General features: G+C 59.7%; 20 protein-coding genes and 1 riboswitch. Of the genes, 14 read left to right on the top strand and 6 right to left on the bottom strand.

All coding sequences use genetic code 11. The features are described from left to right. Positions 1-6: 6 nt before the first annotated feature. Positions 7-669, bottom strand: a complete 663-nt coding sequence (locus BLW50_RS01770) for an FMN-binding negative transcriptional regulator (RefSeq protein WP_090708552.1) — start codon at positions 667-669, stop codon at positions 7-9. A gap of 131 nt (positions 670-800) precedes the next feature. Here BLW50_RS01770 and BLW50_RS01765 point away from each other — a divergent pair, with 131 nt between their 5' ends. Further along, positions 801-1,349: a hypothetical protein gene (locus BLW50_RS01765; RefSeq protein ID WP_090696627.1), complete on the top strand. Its 549-nt coding sequence runs from the start codon at positions 801-803 to the stop codon at positions 1,347-1,349. 46 nt (positions 1,350-1,395) lie between these two features. On the opposite strand, the gene BLW50_RS01760 is transcribed toward BLW50_RS01765, so the two are convergent. Further along, positions 1,396-2,595 carry a multidrug effflux MFS transporter gene (locus BLW50_RS01760; protein WP_090696625.1) on the bottom strand — a complete coding sequence of 400 codons (1,200 nt, stop codon included), beginning with the start codon at positions 2,593-2,595 and terminating at the stop codon, positions 1,396-1,398. A gap of 471 nt (positions 2,596-3,066) precedes the next feature. Between BLW50_RS01760 and BLW50_RS01755 the strand changes: the two genes are divergently transcribed. From BLW50_RS01755 to BLW50_RS30955, 3 genes are all read left to right on the top strand, one after another. Next, positions 3,067-3,444, top strand: coding sequence for a DoxX family protein (locus BLW50_RS01755; protein WP_090696623.1), 378 nt, complete (start codon positions 3,067-3,069; stop codon positions 3,442-3,444). Between the two features lie 13 nt (positions 3,445-3,457). Continuing rightward, a complete protein-coding gene (locus BLW50_RS01750; protein WP_170849928.1) occupies positions 3,458-3,862 on the top strand; it encodes a SecDF P1 head subdomain-containing protein in 405 nt (134 codons plus the stop codon). A gap of 72 nt (positions 3,863-3,934) precedes the next feature. After that, a complete protein-coding gene (locus BLW50_RS30955; RefSeq protein ID WP_244544106.1) occupies positions 3,935-4,639 on the top strand; it encodes a DUF930 domain-containing protein in 705 nt (234 codons plus the stop codon). Between the two features lie 6 nt (positions 4,640-4,645). Here the strand turns inward: BLW50_RS30955 and BLW50_RS01740 are convergent, their stop codons facing one another. Both BLW50_RS01740 and BLW50_RS01735 read right to left on the bottom strand, forming a co-directional pair. Then, the gene (locus tag BLW50_RS01740) at positions 4,646-6,037 is read right to left on the bottom strand and encodes a sensor histidine kinase (protein WP_090696619.1); all 1,392 of its coding nucleotides are present in this window, start codon (positions 6,035-6,037) and stop codon (positions 4,646-4,648) included. Next, entirely contained in the window at positions 6,034-6,720 is a 687-nt protein-coding gene (locus tag BLW50_RS01735) for a response regulator transcription factor (protein WP_090696617.1), read from the bottom strand. Before BLW50_RS01735 ends, BLW50_RS01740 begins: the two co-directional genes overlap by 4 nt. Before the next feature lie 200 nt (positions 6,721-6,920). On the opposite strand from BLW50_RS01735, the gene BLW50_RS01730 reads away from it, so the two are divergent. The 5 genes from BLW50_RS01730 (at position 6,921) to BLW50_RS01710 (ending at position 11,691) form a co-directional block, all read left to right on the top strand. After that, complete coding sequence (locus BLW50_RS01730) at positions 6,921-8,327, top strand: patatin-like phospholipase family protein (protein ID WP_170849927.1); 1,407 nt, start codon at positions 6,921-6,923, stop codon at positions 8,325-8,327. A 342-nt stretch (positions 8,328-8,669) separates the two neighbouring features. Next, positions 8,670-10,337 (top strand): 2-isopropylmalate synthase, encoded by a 1,668-nt coding sequence (gene leuA / locus BLW50_RS01725; protein WP_090696613.1) that lies wholly within the window; start codon positions 8,670-8,672, stop codon positions 10,335-10,337. 3 nt (positions 10,338-10,340) lie between these two features. Beyond that, positions 10,341-10,658, top strand: a complete 318-nt coding sequence (locus BLW50_RS01720) for a hypothetical protein (RefSeq protein ID WP_090696611.1) — start codon at positions 10,341-10,343, stop codon at positions 10,656-10,658. An 88-nt stretch (positions 10,659-10,746) separates the two neighbouring features. After that, complete coding sequence (locus tag BLW50_RS01715) at positions 10,747-10,980, top strand: LapA family protein (RefSeq protein WP_090696608.1); 234 nt, start codon at positions 10,747-10,749, stop codon at positions 10,978-10,980. 126 nt (positions 10,981-11,106) lie between these two features. After that, a complete protein-coding gene (locus BLW50_RS01710; RefSeq protein ID WP_090696605.1) occupies positions 11,107-11,691 on the top strand; it encodes a glutathione binding-like protein in 585 nt (194 codons plus the stop codon). Positions 11,692-11,734: 43 nt separating this feature from the next. On the opposite strand, the gene BLW50_RS01705 is transcribed toward BLW50_RS01710, so the two are convergent. After that, positions 11,735-12,136 carry a winged helix-turn-helix transcriptional regulator gene (locus BLW50_RS01705; RefSeq protein ID WP_090696603.1) on the bottom strand — a complete coding sequence of 134 codons (402 nt, stop codon included), beginning with the start codon at positions 12,134-12,136 and terminating at the stop codon, positions 11,735-11,737. 119 nt (positions 12,137-12,255) lie between these two features. Between BLW50_RS01705 and BLW50_RS01700 the strand changes: the two genes are divergently transcribed. Further along, positions 12,256-12,657, top strand: a complete 402-nt coding sequence (locus BLW50_RS01700) for a DoxX family protein (RefSeq protein WP_090696601.1) — start codon at positions 12,256-12,258, stop codon at positions 12,655-12,657. Between the two features lie 15 nt (positions 12,658-12,672). Next, positions 12,673-13,071 (top strand): DoxX family protein, encoded by a 399-nt coding sequence (locus BLW50_RS01695; RefSeq protein WP_090696599.1) that lies wholly within the window; start codon positions 12,673-12,675, stop codon positions 13,069-13,071. A gap of 273 nt (positions 13,072-13,344) precedes the next feature. Here the strand turns inward: BLW50_RS01695 and BLW50_RS01690 are convergent, their stop codons facing one another. Further along, positions 13,345-13,767: a VOC family protein gene (locus tag BLW50_RS01690; RefSeq protein ID WP_090696596.1), complete on the bottom strand. Its 423-nt coding sequence runs from the start codon at positions 13,765-13,767 to the stop codon at positions 13,345-13,347. A gap of 202 nt (positions 13,768-13,969) precedes the next feature. Next, positions 13,970-14,074, top strand: a riboswitch (SAM-I-IV-variant riboswitch). A gap of 43 nt (positions 14,075-14,117) precedes the next feature. Between BLW50_RS01690 and metA the strand changes: the two genes are divergently transcribed. The 3 genes from metA (at position 14,118) to BLW50_RS01675 (ending at position 16,482) form a co-directional block, all read left to right on the top strand. Next, positions 14,118-15,041 (top strand): homoserine O-succinyltransferase, encoded by a 924-nt coding sequence (metA, locus tag BLW50_RS01685; RefSeq protein WP_090696593.1) that lies wholly within the window; start codon positions 14,118-14,120, stop codon positions 15,039-15,041. 44 nt (positions 15,042-15,085) lie between these two features. Beyond that, a complete protein-coding gene (locus tag BLW50_RS01680) occupies positions 15,086-15,553 on the top strand; it encodes a hypothetical protein (protein WP_090696591.1) in 468 nt (155 codons plus the stop codon). 149 nt (positions 15,554-15,702) lie between these two features. After that, the gene (locus tag BLW50_RS01675) at positions 15,703-16,482 is read left to right on the top strand and encodes a hypothetical protein (RefSeq protein ID WP_139267422.1); all 780 of its coding nucleotides are present in this window, start codon (positions 15,703-15,705) and stop codon (positions 16,480-16,482) included. Positions 16,483-16,567 lie beyond the last annotated feature (85 nt).

The following is a 16,567-nucleotide window of genomic DNA, read 5'->3' as shown; positions in this document are numbered from 1 at the left end:
TCCGCTCTACTTCGGCACCAGCTTTGCCGCCGCCCTTTCGCCCTCACGCGGGCTGGCGGCAAGGCCCTTAGCCACCCCGGCCCGATCTTCCACGCTGCGGTTCTGACTCATCTTGCGCGATCCTTCGAGGCGCGTGATGGGCAGCCGCAAGCCGACGATGGCGCGCAACTGACTGGCAAGATAGTCGGCGGGCGCATCGCTTACCTTCCAGGGCGCTTCTGCCCCAGGCGCACTGTCCAACTGCTCAACCCGCTCCCGCTCATGCAAATCAGTCAGGCGGGTGACAACATCGCGCAGCCGCTCCACATCGTCGAAAAACTCGACGCGGCCATGGGCCTGCACGCTGACATAATTCCACGTCGGCACCACTTTGCCGGTCGCAGCCTTGGTCGGATACCAGGCCGGCGTGACATAGGCATCCGGCCCCAGAAAGATTGCCATCGCCTCACCACCGAGTGCCTCACCAAACGTCCGCCAGTGCGGATTGGCGCGCGCCACGTGCCCGTAGAGCACGCCATACTCGCCCTCACTCGGATCGAGCAGCAGCGGCAAGGCGCTCGCGCAGAGCCCGTCGGCGCCATGGGTAACAAGGTTAGCCAGACGCGCAGCCCGTATAGTTTCCTGCAGATCGGTGAGATCCTCGATTTTGAAGGCCGGCGGCGTATACATTTTCAGCATCCTATTCGCTCAGGCGAGGGATAAATCCTACCACAATAGCAAAAAGAAGCATCGCGCGGCTGGCCACATTCACGACCCTATGGGCGCGACAAATCCAATCCGGAACGCTATATCGACAGGCGATGACCTCTACGATCGATCGGCCCGCCCGCGACACAGCCGCCAGCCTCATCCGTCGCTTCCGCGATGGCGAGATCAGCAATGACCAGTTCGAGAACCAATGGCCAAAAGGATCCACGGATCCCGCATTATCCGCCCTCAAAGATATGATCTGGCAATTTTACGACGCTCGTTACGAGCATACGCTAACCTGGCGCCACACGCTGAAGCCAGACGGACACGAGGCTTTCACCCGTTTCGCGTGTTTCGCCGATAGCGATCTGCCTTACGAATGGCCGCCACGTGATTTCAAGGCCGCAACCGGACTCGGCGGTTTCATCATCACCGTGGGTCTCTTGGCGGCGTTGATTGGATGGGCCAACTTCGGCTGGATGGCCGCTATTCCCGTCGTCGTCCTGCTGTTCTGGCTTGACTGGCGTATTCATGCTCGTCACGACCAAGCGCAGAAAGCCTTTGAAGCGGCTGGGGATGTCACCGCCTGGCCCTTTAATCGCGCCGATGACTATGAGGCTGCGAGACGGACAGCTCCGTCGGACAGCCGGAAGCCGTAATACTGCGAAGCAGCCCTGGTCTATGGGATAGACCAGGGCGCGACGATCATTCAGCCGGTGCAGCCACCATTCTCGTGCCGAGGCTCATCCAGGCCAGGATGACAGTTCCGATCGCACAGAGGGCGATCGCCGCCACCATGGCCAGCACGGTCCCGTTGAAGGACAAGCTCGCCAGTACGATCACCACCGCTGCGATCACCATCTGCAATGTGCCGCCAAGGGCCGAAGCCATACCGGCGATCGGACCGTGGGGATCAAGCGACATCACCATGCTGGCGGGAATGACCAGTCCCAGGAAGGTGAAGGTCATGAACAGCATAGGGATCACGACCGCGATATTGTCGATGCCGCTCAAAGCCAGAAGAAGATGGGCGACAGCCATCACCGCGAAAGCGCTCACCGCTCCAAGAACGACGCGCCCCATGCCAAAACGCTGACCGAGCGAGGCGCTCAACTGCGACGCACCGATGAAGCCAACGGCATTGATCGAAAACGCCAGACTATAGAGCGTCGGCGTCAGGCCGAAATGATCCATATAAATGAAGGCGGAAGTCGACAGGAACACCATGAAGCTCGAAATGCCGAGCCCACCGATGATCGACAGGCTCATGAAATGCCAATCGCGCAGCAGATATCCATAGCTCGACAGCACCGGCTTGAGACCGCCCTTCATCCGCGTGGCCGGCGGACGCGTCTCCGGCAGCGAGAAAGCAACCAAAGCCAGACCGATCAGAGCCGTCACGGCAACGGCATAGAAAACCGCGCGCCAGCCGAAAGGCACGATCAACGCACTGCCGAACAAGGGCGCCAGGATGGGCGACACGCTGAACACCAGCATGACGAGCGACATCAGCCGCGCGGCCGCGACACCCGTATGCAGATCACGAATGACGGCGCGCGGGATCACCATCGCGGCAGCCGCACCGACGCCTTGAATGACGCGCAGGGCAATCAGCCATTCGATCGACGTCGCCATCGCCGCGCCAAGGGTGGCGAGAGCAAACAGGCCAAGGCCGAAATAGAGTGGCAGTTTCCGGCCGAATATATCCGACAGAGGGCCATAGATGATCTGGGTGAGACCGAAGCCGACGAAATAGGCCATCAGGGTCATTTGCACCCCAAAGGTGCTGGCCTTGAGGTCAGCGCCCAGAGCCGGCAAAGCCGGCAGATACATGTCGATCGCAAAGGGACCGATGGCGGAGAGAAGGCCCAGAGTCAGGGCATTACGGGCAAAACTGGTGCGCATGGAAATCCCAAAGGGTCCGATTGAAGGCGACAGCAGACGCACCGCGCCCCGCGAGCGGGACGAGACAGGTCCGGAAAAATGGCGAATGAGGTCAGCGCGCGGCCAGCGCCGATTCTTGATACCAGCTAATATTGCCCTTATTTTGCATTGCACAAGATGCCTATGCATCTGCCCCGCATGCAAAATTTGCAAAGCTCCGGCTGCGTGCCAGCTCGGTACAAGCGAGACAAGCCACCTACCTGACCACCATCTTCCCTAGACCGAGCATCGGGCCAGGTAATGCCTCAATTTCAAAAGGTTATTCGTCACAGCAGGTCCTGACACGAGTCATCCAACGTCGGCCGACCTCACACCGATAAAGCTGATCACGGCGACTTGATTGCGATCGCCTCCGTGCAACTTGAATTAGACACAACCTCGTTCCATCCAGCCTCTCGCAACGCAACAAATCCTGATCTGCGGAGACTAAGAATGAACAATGCCGGATTGCTGCTCGGGCGCCTGCTTTTGGGCGTGCCCTTCATCGTCTGGGGCATTCTCAAACTGACAGGCGCGGCCGGTTTCTCCGGCGCTCTGGCAAAAATGGGACTGCCGTCTCCGCTCGCCCTCGCCTACCTCGTCGGCCTATGCGAACTGGTGGGTGGCCTGGCCATCATCGGCGGCTTCGCTTTTCGCACCACGAGTGTCTTGCTGGCGCTCTGGTGCCTGGCAACCGGTTATATCGTCCACGTCGGAAATCGGACGGTGTTTATGGAGCACGTGGTCATGGCCGGCGGCTTCCTCGTTCTGGCCGCCGCAGGCGCCGGCGCTTGGTCGGTGACGAAAGGACGTACACTCGGCCTGCCATAGGAGAGAGCCGAGCATGCACAGCGGTCAAAAAGCATTATACCTGCGGCGTACGGCTATGATCGCCTCCGCTCTGGTGATGACTGTGCTGGCCCACGCGCCAGCTCTTGCCGACCCCTTGTCTCTCTCCATCACCAAAGCGCAGGCGACCACTGATCCTAAGTTTGGAACACCCGTTCTCAATGTAGAACTGACGCCCGAGAGCAGCAAAGCCTTCGCGACGTGGACAAGCAATCTGGTCGGCAAGCAGATCACCATCAGCATTGACGGCAAGATAGTCGTATCCCCGACGATCAGAACGCCAATCCTCGGCGGCGCCTTGCAGATCAGCGGCGTTTTGGAGCTCAAACAATTGCAGGAGTTGGCGAAGCAACTCACCGCCGGCACCTCAAGGATAGAAGCGGACGTAAAAGCGAACTAAAACCCGTCGCAAAATCGCCGCTTTGCTTTACTCACAACAGTGCCGGCACAGGCATGACATGTGGAGACACCGGTGCGGGACTATGCGCGGGACCGGTTGATTACAGGGAGCATTCTCGCTTCCCTGTTCCTGCATGCGGCGATCGCCATCGTGCTCGTGCTTGCGCCGGCCACCCGACGCTTGGAACCGATGCTCGAGCGCACGATAGAAGTCGAGATATTGGCATCCCCGCCACCTCCCACTCCCACGAGCGAACCGCAGCCGCAACCACAGCCGTCGATCGCCAGGGAAGCTGAGCCACTGCCTGCTCCAGCTCAAAGTGCACCGCCACCGGCGACCGAGGCCACGCGTCCTGGGCCTGTTCCCGAAGCTCCGCTCGCCATGATGCGCCCGACACATATGCTCTCGGAAAAAATCCTCGCCGATCCGCGCAGTCGCAAGGCACGCGAGACATTACCAAAGCTTGAATCGGAAGAGCGTATGGTGCAGCTCTGCTCGCTCGAAGCCATGGCCCAGGTCGAGGCTTGGCAGAAGGCGTTTCAACCCGACAGTCTCGTCGCCTACGCGATGACCGACACGAAAGTTGCGGGCGACACGCTCTTCGCCGATGGCGCGGCCTTTCATAGCAAGCACCAGTGGTACAATCTTAAATTCCAATGTGACCTGACATCAGATCACAAGAAGGTCACAGCTTTTGCCTTCCACGTTGGTGACGCCATCCCAGCGCGTGATTGGGAAAGCCACGATCTACCGGCTGACGGCAAGCACCTTGATTGATGCCATTCAAGCTTGCTGCTGACGCGGTGTCAGCGGAATGGCCATCCGCAAACAGGCCCCCCCCGCGGGCAAATTAATGGCGATCACCTGCCCACCGTGCAGACGCACGATTTCCTGCACCAGATTGAGGCCAAGACCCGCGCCCTTGCCATCATGGCGCAGACGATGGAACGCCTCGAAAATCCGCTCGGCTTCGCCAGCAGCAATGCCATCGCCCTCGTCGCAGACTTCGATCTCACCCGTCTGCCCGTTCATCCTGCTGACGCGCACCGTGATCGTACCTCGCCGGCCGCCATGTTCTATAGCGTTCTGCACCAGATTGGTCAGGGCGCGCTCCAGCGATGTTTGGTCCCCACTGACAAGCGTCGAACCAGCCTCGGCTTGGAAATCAATTTCGTAGCCCGCAGCAAAAGCCAAGGGTGCGAGATCGACCACGACCCGCTGGGAAAGCGCAGCAAGGTCGATCGGGGCGAAGCGGCTTGATTGTTGATCGAGGCGTTGCAAATCGAGGAGTTGACCGGTCAGAACCGACAGACGCGTCGTGTCTTCGAGCAGACGCGCTTTCTCCGGGCTCGGCGGGAGCGAGGCGATGCGGGTGTTGAGAATGGCGATCGGCGTGCGCAGCTCATGCGCCGCGTCGGCAAGAAAACGTTGATGTCGTTCATAGCCCTTATCGAGCCGCGCCAACGCATCGTTCATCGCTTTGACCAAGGGGCTGATCTCGGTTGGTACATCGTCGACTGGCAATTGGACGCCACGCTGGTCGACATCAACACGCTCGGCTTGCGCGGCGGCAAGATTCAAGCCCGTCATGGCTTTGCGCACCACAAGCGGAGTGGCCAGAACGGTCACCAACGCCATCAAAGCCAAGATCGGCAGCGTGATGTAAAGTGAACTGAGGAATACGCCAGAGGCGAGCCGGCGCCATGACATACGCCCCTGCGTACCCGTGAGAATCTGCACGCGGCCAGCAGCACTGTCGACCCACTTGACCAGTCCATCGGGACGATCCGAACTTCTCAACTTCCAGCCGAGCCGTGCCTGGCTGATATTGTCGAGCCCAGCGACGACAGGTGCGAACTCCGGCGGAACCGTGCCTTCTGCCAGCCTGTGTTCATTTTCATCACGGATCAGAAACCAGAGGCCGGTGGCCTCCGAGCGCAGACGATTGAGATCCGACGTCGCACTGAGTCTCAAGCCGCCATCGGCATCGCGCGCCACTGCGTCGCGCAGGACATCGAGTGTGCTATCCTCATAAGCATTGACGATGAGAACCGTGCTCCACACGGTGCTCACCGCCAAGAAGACAATGAGCGCCAGCATGATTGTCTGGAAAATGACAAGGCGCACCACGAGGCGCCACTTGAGGGAGCGCGGGCTGCGCAGGGAGACCGTCATCGCGCTTCAATCGGCGTTTCACGCAGAAGATAGCCGACACCGCGAATGCCATTGATGGTCACTCCGGCATCAGCCTCGGCGAGCTTGCGGCGCAAGCGCGACACATGCGTATCAAGCGCGTTCGACTGAATTTCGTCATCGAGGCCGAACACTGCCTCCATCAGAAAGGTGCGCACCACCATACGCCCCGTGCGCCGCATCAGCGCTTCGAGCACTAAAAGTTCGCGGCGCGGCATATCAAGCCGAACGCCATCGACACTCACTTCGCGATGGACGAAATCGAACGCAAGTCGCCCGGCCCGCACCACGTCCGATTGCACATGGGCAGGCCGACGCAACAAGGCACGCAGACGCGCCAACAGCTCTTCAAAAGCAAACGGCTTACCGAGATAATCATCGGCACCATTGTCGAGGCCCGCCACCCGGTCCACCAGATCGCCACGAGCCGTCAAAACCAGTACCGGCATCGTGTTGCCGCCCGCCCGCAAGATCGGGATCAGCGAAAGCCCATCACCATCGGGCAATTGACGATCGAGCAGGACCGCGTCGTGCACCCCTTCGGCCAGACTTGCCTCTGCCTCGGCGAGATTCGGTGCATGATCGACCACCATATCGTGCCGGGTCAGAGCCGCACGCAATGCGGACACCATTTCCGGCTCGTCCTCCACCAACAGCACACGCATCCAAACACTCTCCTGCACCGGGTCGACCAGCAGATTCGGCAAACCTGAGCGCTCCGCATTGCGCGAACATTGCATCAACATTGCAAGAGACGAAAAATTTACCTTTAGAATCAGCGTTCAAGACCATCCACGCCATGTTGCCGCAACCTGCGACCGGCAATTGTGAAGCATCACCTATCGGTTCTCCTGGACGGTCGCGCTTGCCCAATTTCTTTCGCCGTGTCGTCCGCCACAAGGCTATCGCGCTTCCTTTTGCCTGTTCGCTACTCCTTGCCGCCTGCGCCGGCCCCGATGTGCGTGTGACAAACGCACCGCTAGCACTAACCACCGGCTCCATTGTGCCTAGCTCGCCCTCACCCGCTTCAGATGAAACCGACGACACTGCCATCGTGCTGGCCTTTTCCGGTGGCGGCTCCCGCTCTGCGGCCTTCGGATATGGCGTTCTATCGGAACTGGCGCAGCAAGCGTCGCCCGCTACCTCGCCTGCACGACGCACGCTTGCAGATGAGGTGGCGGTCGTCTCTGGTGTTTCAGGTGGCGCGGTACTCGCTGCCCATTTCGCGCTCTACGGGCCAGACGGCCTGCCCGCGTTCCGCCAATCCTTCCTCGGCCAAGACGTCGAAGCGGCCCTACACACCACACTGACGCCAGCCAACTTGCTGCGCGGCTATCAGGGCGGCGTCAACGATCTTTCCGGCTTCCCTTCCTGGCTCGACACCCATCTCTTCCGTGGCGCTACCCTCGGCACGGTCAGTCATCCAGATCGCCCCCGCCTCATCATTCATGCGACCGATCTCTATAATCGCACGCCCTTCATCTTCGACCGCCCCTCCTTCTCGGCGATTTGCAGCCGCCATGACGACTATCCTCTGGCCTATGCAGTTGCCGCTTCCGCCGCCGTTCCCATCATCTTCGCTCCCATCACCTTGCGCAATTACAACGCCGCCTGTCCGGTCGCGAACGAACCCCGGTCTCCCCGCACACGCCATGCCCACGCCTCGCTGACAGAACAATATTATCGTGAATCCATCGCACGCTATCGCACCGCAACCGACTTGAATTATCTCAAGCTCTATGACGGTGGCCTCGTTGACGGCATTGGCACGCAGAGCCTGCTGCATCTCATGAGCCGCCCATCGCCAGAACCTTTGCCCGAAGCAAAGGCACGCCGCATCAAACACCTCCTCTTCATCGTCGTCGATGCTTCAACCAGAATCGGCGGGAATGTCTCGCAAACGGCGGCGGCGCCCGACGCCAAGGAAACGGTGATTGGCGCGGTCGACGCGTTGATCAATATTCCCAGCCTGCAGAGCTACGACATGCTGCGGCGCCGCCTGCCGATCTGGCGCGATGAGATTGTACGCTGGCGATGTCAGGGCGCCCCCCGCTGCCAGGATCTCGACGTCGGTCTCGTTCGTATCGCTCTCTCGGACATTACCGAACCCACCGTTGCCCAACGCATCCTCACCCTGCACAACCGGCTGACCTTGCAGAGCGAGGATGTCGACTTTATCGCCGCCCTGGGCCGCCGGCTGCTGCGTGAACAGCCAGGTTATCGACGCTTTCTCAGTCGCTTGCGGCGCGATTTCCGGCGCAGTGAGAGCTGACAGCAGGCCAGTTGCGCAGATCCGCCCACAGAGCAGGCTTGCGCATCCGCCCGCACGATGTCATACGAAGCCACCATGACATTCACGCGCCCGGCAAACCTTCGACTTCTAGGCCCGACCTTCTGAGGAAGGCGGGGTTTCGTCGTTTGGTTTGCTCGTATTGGTGCCGTCATGTTTGCTCCCAACGGATTGACGTTTTCTTTTAACTTGTTCGCGCAAGGCCGCGCCCTGACGCCGTGCAACAGCCTGCGACTTAGCGGCGGCCGTCGGGACTGACGGCAGCCCGGCGGCTGTATCGCGCCGTATTCACTCTTCCCGAATACTCGCACACGGCTTTGCATCATGTTGACCAATCCAGAAACCAAATACCGTCCCTTCATTGCCCCGATCCAATTGCCCGACCGGCAATGGCCATCGAAAACCATGACGGCCGCACCGCGCTGGCTCTCGACCGATCTGCGCGACGGCAATCAAGCCCTCGCCGATCCGATGAACGTGGAGAAGAAGCTGCGCTTCTTCCACATGCTGCTCGACATCGGCTTCAAGGAAATGGAGATCGGCTTTCCGTCTGCATCGCAGACGGAATTTGATTTCGTCCGCAGCTTGATCGAAGGCAATCTCATCCCCGACGACGTCTCTGTGCAGGTTCTCACCCCGTCACGCGAAGATCTGATCGCCCGCACCTTTGAGTCGCTCAAAGGCGCGCGCCAAGCCATTGTCCATCTCTACAATGCCACCGCGCCTTTGTTCCGACGCGTCGTCTTCCAGATGGACAAGCCGGAGGTGATTGCGCTCGCCGTTTCCGGCGCACAGGCCATGGCACGCGAAGCTGCGATGCAGCCGCAGACCAAATGGACATTTGAATATTCGCCGGAAACCTTCTGCTTCACCGAGCCCGAATTCGCGCTCGAAATCTGCGAGCGCGTGCTCGACGTCTGGCAACCGACGCCAGACCATCCGGCGATTCTCAATCTGCCGGCAACGGTCGAGGTCGCCATGCCCAATGTCTACGCTGACCAGATCGAGTGGTTCTGCAGGCATATTTCGCGGCGCGACAGCGTGATCATCAGCGTCCATCCGCACAATGATCGCGGCACCGGCGTGGCGGCGACGGAACTCGCCGTCCTCGCCGGCGCCGATCGCGTCGAAGGCTGCCTGTTCGGCAATGGCGAACGCACTGGCAATGTCGATCTGGTGACCTTGGCCCTCAACCTCTATACCCAAGGCATCGACCCGAAGCTGCGTTTCGAGGACATGGCCTCCATCGTCCGCACGGTGGAACATTGCAACGCTTTACCCGTCCACCCGCGCCACCCATACGCTGGAGAGCTGGTGTTCACTGCCTTCTCTGGCTCGCATCAGGATGCTATCCGCAAGGGCTTCGCGGCCCATGAGACGCGTAACGATGGCTATTGGGAAATGCCCTATCTGCCGCTCGATCCGGCCGACGTCGGCGGCACCTATGAAGCGGTCATCCGCGTCAACAGTCAGTCCGGCAAGGGCGGCGTTGCCTGGATTCTGGAACAGGATCGCGGCCTGCAATTGCCACGGCGCTTACAGATGGATTTCAGCCGCAAGGTGCAAGCCATCGCTGACGGCACCAGCAGGGAACTAAGCGCCGCCGACATCTGGGCCGCTTTCGAGGATGCCTACCACCTCAACGGCCAGCAGAAGTTCGAGCTTGTCGATTATGAAGAAGGTGGCAAGCGTGGTGGTCCGTCCCGCATCTTCACCGGCCGCATCCGCGCCGGAGACCGCGAGATCGCCGTCAACGGTCGCGGCAACGGCCTCATCTCCAGCGCCGTGGCAGCGTTGAACGACGGATTGAAGATGGAGGTCGAGGTTGTCGACTATCACGAACATGCGTTGCGCCGTGGTTCGGATGCGCAGGCCGCCGCTTATGTCGAATGTCGTACGGCCGACGATCGCCGCTTTTTCGGCGTGGGCATCGACACAGATGTGGCGACGGCTTCAATCAAGGCCTTGTTAAGCGCCTTCAACGCGATTTGAACGATGATGGTGGAGGCGAAAGCCTCCACCCTGCGCGGCAATAAGGTCATCGCTGCGGCACTTTCCGCAATCACCGCAGCCGTGGTCGGCATCATTCTCAATCTCGCCGTCGGGTTCGCCTTACACGTGCTGTTTCGCGAAATGGCGCCGCTGCAGCTTGGTCCACTAACCCCAGAGTGGTCGGTATTGATCTCCGTCGACTGGCGCGCCGCCGCGCTGTCAGCCTTTGCCATATCGGCTGTGTTCCGCTTGAAACTAGGTATGATCCCCATGCTAGCGCTCTGCGCGTTGGCAGGCGTGATACTCACACACCTGTTTTAACCATGCTTTTCCGCTAAACTTCCTCCTCTTGACGGGCGCCGTCCGCGAGGAAATGCTGTTGCGATAAGGAATCTAACGGGGGCGGATCATGCGTTGGTTGAACACGGCGACTATCGTCATTCTTGGCGCGGCCATTCTGATTTTCGCACTCCAGAATCTCGAGAACGTTACCCTATCCTTCCTCGGATTCAGGGTCACGGCGCCTTTGGCGGTGCAGATCGTCATTGTCTATTTGCTCGGCATGGCGACGGGCGGCAGCGCATGGGCGCTGATCCGCTGGGCCTGGCGCGGACCACGGGAATCCCAATCCGAAAGCCCCTGAGCTTGTCGCCTCGCAGGCCATTGCGCTCAAATTGAAGTGACCGGAAGCGGATGGCTGTCCATGCCGCCCGCTGCTACACACCCCGTCGGATGCTAGCCTTGACGTCCCAAATGGAGAACATACCGAATGAAACTCTACTACTCCCCCGGCGCTTGCAGCCTGGCCGACCATATCGCTCTTCAAGAAGCGGGCTTGCCGTTTGAAAGTGAACGGGTCGATCTGAAGGCCAAGAAAACCGCCTCGGGTGCGGACTACAATGCCATCTCGCCAAAGGGCTATGTGCCGGCGCTGGCGCTCGACGACGGCGCGCTTCTGACTGAGAATGTCGCGGTGCTCGACTATATCGCCCAGCAGGCTCCGGCGCTGGGGCTCGAAGGGCCGCTCGGCCGGACGCGGCTTCTGGAAATGCTCGCCTTCATCAGCAGCGAGGTTCACAAGAGCTTCAAGCCCTTCTTCCGGAACGGGAGCGACGAAGAGAAAGCCCAGGCCAGTGAGATCATCAACCGCCGCGCCAAATATATCGTCGACAATATGAAGGGAAACTATCTGTTCGGCGACAAGCTGAGCGTTGCGGATTGCTACCTGTTCATCATCACCCTCTGGGCTGAGAAGGTTGGCGTGCAACTACCAGAAGCGCTGCAAGCTTTCCGCGACCGAATGAAGGCGCGTCCCGCCGTTCAAGCGGTCTTCAAGAGCGAAGGTCTGGCGTAAACAGCTGGCAGTGACCGATATGTAACTGCCCCTGTTGAAGTCTTCATACCCGCTCTTCGCGCGGCGCGTCCGTCGTGACGCGCCGTTCCGGCGCGATCCGCGCCAGATGCGTCTCGCCCCACGCATATAGAGCATGCATCACCTGGCCGAGACTGCGCCCGTGTTCAGTCAAAGCATATTCGACACGCGGTGGCACTTCCGGAAAGACCGTCCGGCTGATGATCCCCTCGCCCTCCAGCTCGCGCAGCTGCACCGTCAGCATGTGCTGACTGACGCCTGGAATGGCGCGGCGCATTTCGTTAAAACGACAGGTGCGACGGAACAATTGCCAGAGAATGAGCATCTTCCACTTGCCGTCGAGAACGGCGAGCGTCGCGGCAATTTCAGGCGGAGGCTCACGGAGACACTCGGCCTGAGCACATTCCGGGGTAGTCACCTTTTCCATACTACACCATATTTTCCATACTACAGCAGAAAATCCATCCTACTTGTAAATCCAGACTAACATCGACATTTCGGCTGGCAGTTTCAACCCCAGAGAAAACAAGTGCCAGGGGTGTCGTCATGTCCGTCTCGGCTATCACCACCAAATCCGTCTATCGATATCGCTGGAAAACCATTGGATTCTGGGCACTTGGTATCGCCCTCGCTCTCCTTTTCGTGGGCGCCGGCGTGGCCAAGCTCTACGGCACCGCTGATATGGTGCAATTGTTCGCCACCATCGGCATCGGCCAATGGCTGCGCTATTTCACCGGAGCGATGGAAATCGTCATCGGATTGACGCTGCTGTATCCGGCGACCGTCGGCCTTGGCGCCCTGCTCGGCGCCATCACCATGGCCTTCGCGACCCTCGCCAACGTATCCATCGGCCATGACCCCATCCATTCGACGGTGATCGCCATTGCCTTCCTCGCTATCGCCTGGGAGAGGCGCAGCCAGCTCGTCGCGCTGGCGGACGGCGTCTGAGTGGGGACAGCAGTCATGTCATTGCCTGTCGCCGCCCCGGCGCCTGCCGGCCGCTGGAAAACGATCTCGCTGCGATTTCTTGAACTCGCACTCGCCCTCTGGCTCGTCAGCGACGGGCTCGCCAAGCTCTATGGCGCCGGTCAGTCCGTGCAGATCTTCGATATAATCGGCGCCGGACAATGGTTCCGCGTCGTGACCGGGCTCCTCGAACTCACGGCAGCAGGACTGCTCGTCACACGCGGAATGGCAGCTTTCGGCGCCATCCTTGCTGCGGCCATCATGATCGGCGCCACATCCGCCAATCTTCTAGTTCTCGATCACGACGCCCTTCATGCGCTCGTCCCAGCGCTGATCTTTCTCATCCTCGCCTGGATCAAACGCGGCGAGTTGTTCTCGGCTTTCACTCACGCCTGACTGTGAACACGATGCCCCATGAGCATGGAGCAAAACAATGAACGAGGGGCAGACCGCATTGATGTTCGCACGCGAACACACTGCCTCAACTTGACGAGTTGGTTGCGCATGTTGGTTGATACGCCGCCGTCCCGTTAGATCCGATGCCGCTTCCAAATTGTCCATCTGGAAGCTCCCCGCCAGGCAATCGCTCTAACACGTATCGGCTATCGACAGAACGTTTCGCGACCTGGCAGGTGAGTGGCTGAAAGGCCGCTCACCTGCCGCTTCTTCTCAGATGCCGAAGGTTACATGCCCTTGCGCATCAATCGTCCAGGCCGGATTGAACGCGATCTCCCAGGCATGATCGTCGGGATCAGCCACATAGCCGCGAAAGCCGCCATGGGGCGGAGCATCGGCGGGGCAGATGATACGCCCCCCGGCCAGCGCCAACCGGTCCATGGTCGCCAGCACCGCTGCCTCGCTCCCCACATTATGAGCCAATGAATAAGCACCAGCCGCTGTCGCCAACGACCGGCCCATATCAGCTTCAAGAGAGGGTTTGAGGAAACAGCCCAGTACGAGACCATTCATCTGATAGAAGACGATCTCTTGGTTCTCGAAGACCGGCGACCAACCGAAACCTTCGCCGTAGAAACGCTTCGAGCGCGCCAGATCGGCGACGCCAAGCGTAATGATCGAAATCTGCTGTTGCATACCCAAGTCCTTTCATGCGCCGGCGCCCCATGCACCAGCGGAAAAGTCTCGGGGCTCAACGCCGAAGCGACGGCCAGGACCCACTTGCGTGGGGATCGGGCTAACCGCACCGATCTCTCCTTTTTCGACCGTCGCCTTTTACTGAAACACAGCCCGCCCTGCAACGGCAGTTGAAATCACCCCGACGATCCGTCTAAAATAGCGGCCGCATCAAGAGTTGGGGCGAGCCCAACGCCAACCTGCTGACCGAGCAAGGTGGCCTCTCTGAAGGGAGGATGTGGCCGAACCGGCAATCAAACGGATCAAGCCACCGCGTCTGTCTCGCCCTGGAGTGAAGGACCTACGCGGTAATGCCGATCAAAATTCCCGATGACTTGCCTGCCTATGACACATTGAACGCCGAGGGCGTTATGGTCATGCGTGAGACAGATGCGGTGCGCCAGGACATCCGTCCGATGCGCATCGGGCTGCTCAATCTAATGCCCAACAAGATCCGCACCGAAACGCAGATCGCCCGCCTCCTGGCGGCAACGCCCCTGCAGGTGGAACTCACCTTGGTGCGGATGACCGATCATATCGCCCGCAACACGCCAGCCGATCACATGCGCGCCTTCTATCGCCCGTGGAGTGAAATGCAGTCCGACCGTTTTGATGGCTTTCTGATTACCGGTGCCCCGGTGGAGCGGATGCCCTTTGAAGAAGTCGGCTATTGGGAAGAGTTACAGCTCGTCCTCGACTGGACGCAGACCCACGTGCATCGCACTTTCACCATCTGCTGGGGCGCCCAGGCGGCCGTTCACCATTTCCATGGCATGCCCAAACACGCGCTGTCGCAGAAGGCTTTCGGCGTCTACAGGCAGCGGAACTTGATCCCGTCTTCTCCCTTCATGCGTGGCTTCTCCGACGATTTCTCCGTGCCAGTGTCGCGCTGGACCGAAACGCGCAGCGCCGATATCCCACTTGGCAGTGGCCTCACGGTTTTGGCAGACAGCGAAGAGACCGGCCTGTGCCTGCTCGACGATCCGCAGCGCCGCACCCTGCATATGTTCAACCACGTCGAATATGACTCGGTCTCACTGGCCGAGGAATATGCACGTGACATCGAAAACGGCATGCAATTGCCGAGCAATTATTTTCCAGATAACGACCCGCAGAGCCAACCCAAGAACCGCTGGCGCAGCCATGCCCATCTGCTGTTTGGCAACTGGATCAATGAAATCTACCAAACAACGCCTTTCGATGTCGCTCGCATCGGCAGCGCGTCATATTTCTGACATCCAGATCGCGATCCAATGCCCCTTTTCGACAGGGAAATCGCATGGCGCTTCTGTTCAACGACCAGCTGATGGCGGACTATCACCAGTTCTATCTGGCGGACGCCGCCATCGCGCTAGATATGCCGACGGACTATAGCGAGACCACCCTGAGGGCACGCATGCTCATCGGCAACGGCATGCTGATCGCCATGACGGAGCGCAACATGCCTGTCCCGGTGCGTGTGGAATCACATGACATCCCGCCAATCATCGACATCGCAGCAGCCGACCACGTTGTCATCGGCAGTCTGCATACGTCCGGAGAAATCGTTCTTGCCGGCCTGACCGACCATCTCCCCACCGCGCCACGTTTACAGGTCCCGCCCGGCGACTTGCGCGTGATGGTTGTCTCCACTGGTCTTGGCACTCTCAGCACCGATGGCCTCACCGGCGACGATCGCTATACGCTCCATTTATGGCCGGGGCCGGTTCAAGATGTCACGGTCCTACGCCAATGGGACGTGCGTTGAAGCAACAAATATTACCCCGACGTATTTTATCGGTACCGACTGTTCTATCTCCGGTTCGCCTAACAGTAAGGCGGAACTTCGCCAGCCCGCCTGCGTTCTAACATCGACGTCCTCCTGACATTGCTCATGCCGGGTTGCCGATGTTTATGATGAAACGATCTTTGTTGCTCAGCCACAGCTTTTCGGGGTGCCTTCTGGCGGTGTTTCTCGTCTGCTCGCCCGCAGGAGCTGCCGCCCCGCCGGATGCGGCACAGAAGACCGATGCGCTCTATGAAAAATTCGAGCAGTTGATCAAAACCCGCCGCGCCGAAGGAGGCATGCCTAGGCTCGAAACGCCCTCCGACGCCGAACTGCTCAATGCCTTCTGGAACCCAGCGATTATCGGGCAAGCCCCTTATGGCGCCGCCGACAGCGAGGCTCTGGTGGCCATTTTAGCGCGGCAGCGCAGCATCCTCGGCGCTTATGTTTTCTTCACGCGGGATAACTCGGAACGCGCGAAACTCGCTGAAAATATCATCACTTTTCAGAACGAAATCGTCCGTGCCCAGATCGTCCAATTGAAGATCGTCGGCGCCCTGGCAGCCGTCGCCACCGATATCAGCATGCTGATTCAGGATCGGCAGATGGACGACGTCAAACGCTTCGGCGTTTCCTCGTTCAAGGTCGGCTACGCACCGTTTCTGATGAACGTTAATGAGATTATTGCCATGCCGCACCTCCAGGCCGCCAATCGTTCAGCGCTCGCCAAAACCCTGGCGGAAAATATGCCGTTGATCGCGCCGGCCCTGTCCCAGAGCGACCGCCTCAGGATCGCCACCCAGCTCAAAACGTCTCAAGTCTTGCTGCCTCCTGCCGACCGCCCGGAAATCGACAGTGCGATCGAGCAGTTTCTTTCCCAGCCTTGCACCGGCGTTTGCGCCATGCGCTGAGGTGCGCGCATTTAAATCAATCTATACTTGATATTTAGATTGACCGATATCAAGCTATAATTAATATCCGTAAGTCGCGAATCTG

Source organism: Beijerinckia sp. 28-YEA-48 (assembly GCF_900104955.1).
Classification (GTDB): Bacteria; Pseudomonadota; Alphaproteobacteria; order Rhizobiales; family Beijerinckiaceae; genus Terripilifer.
Note: the sequence above shows the minus strand (reverse complement) of the source record. Positions and strands in the feature narration are given on the sequence as shown.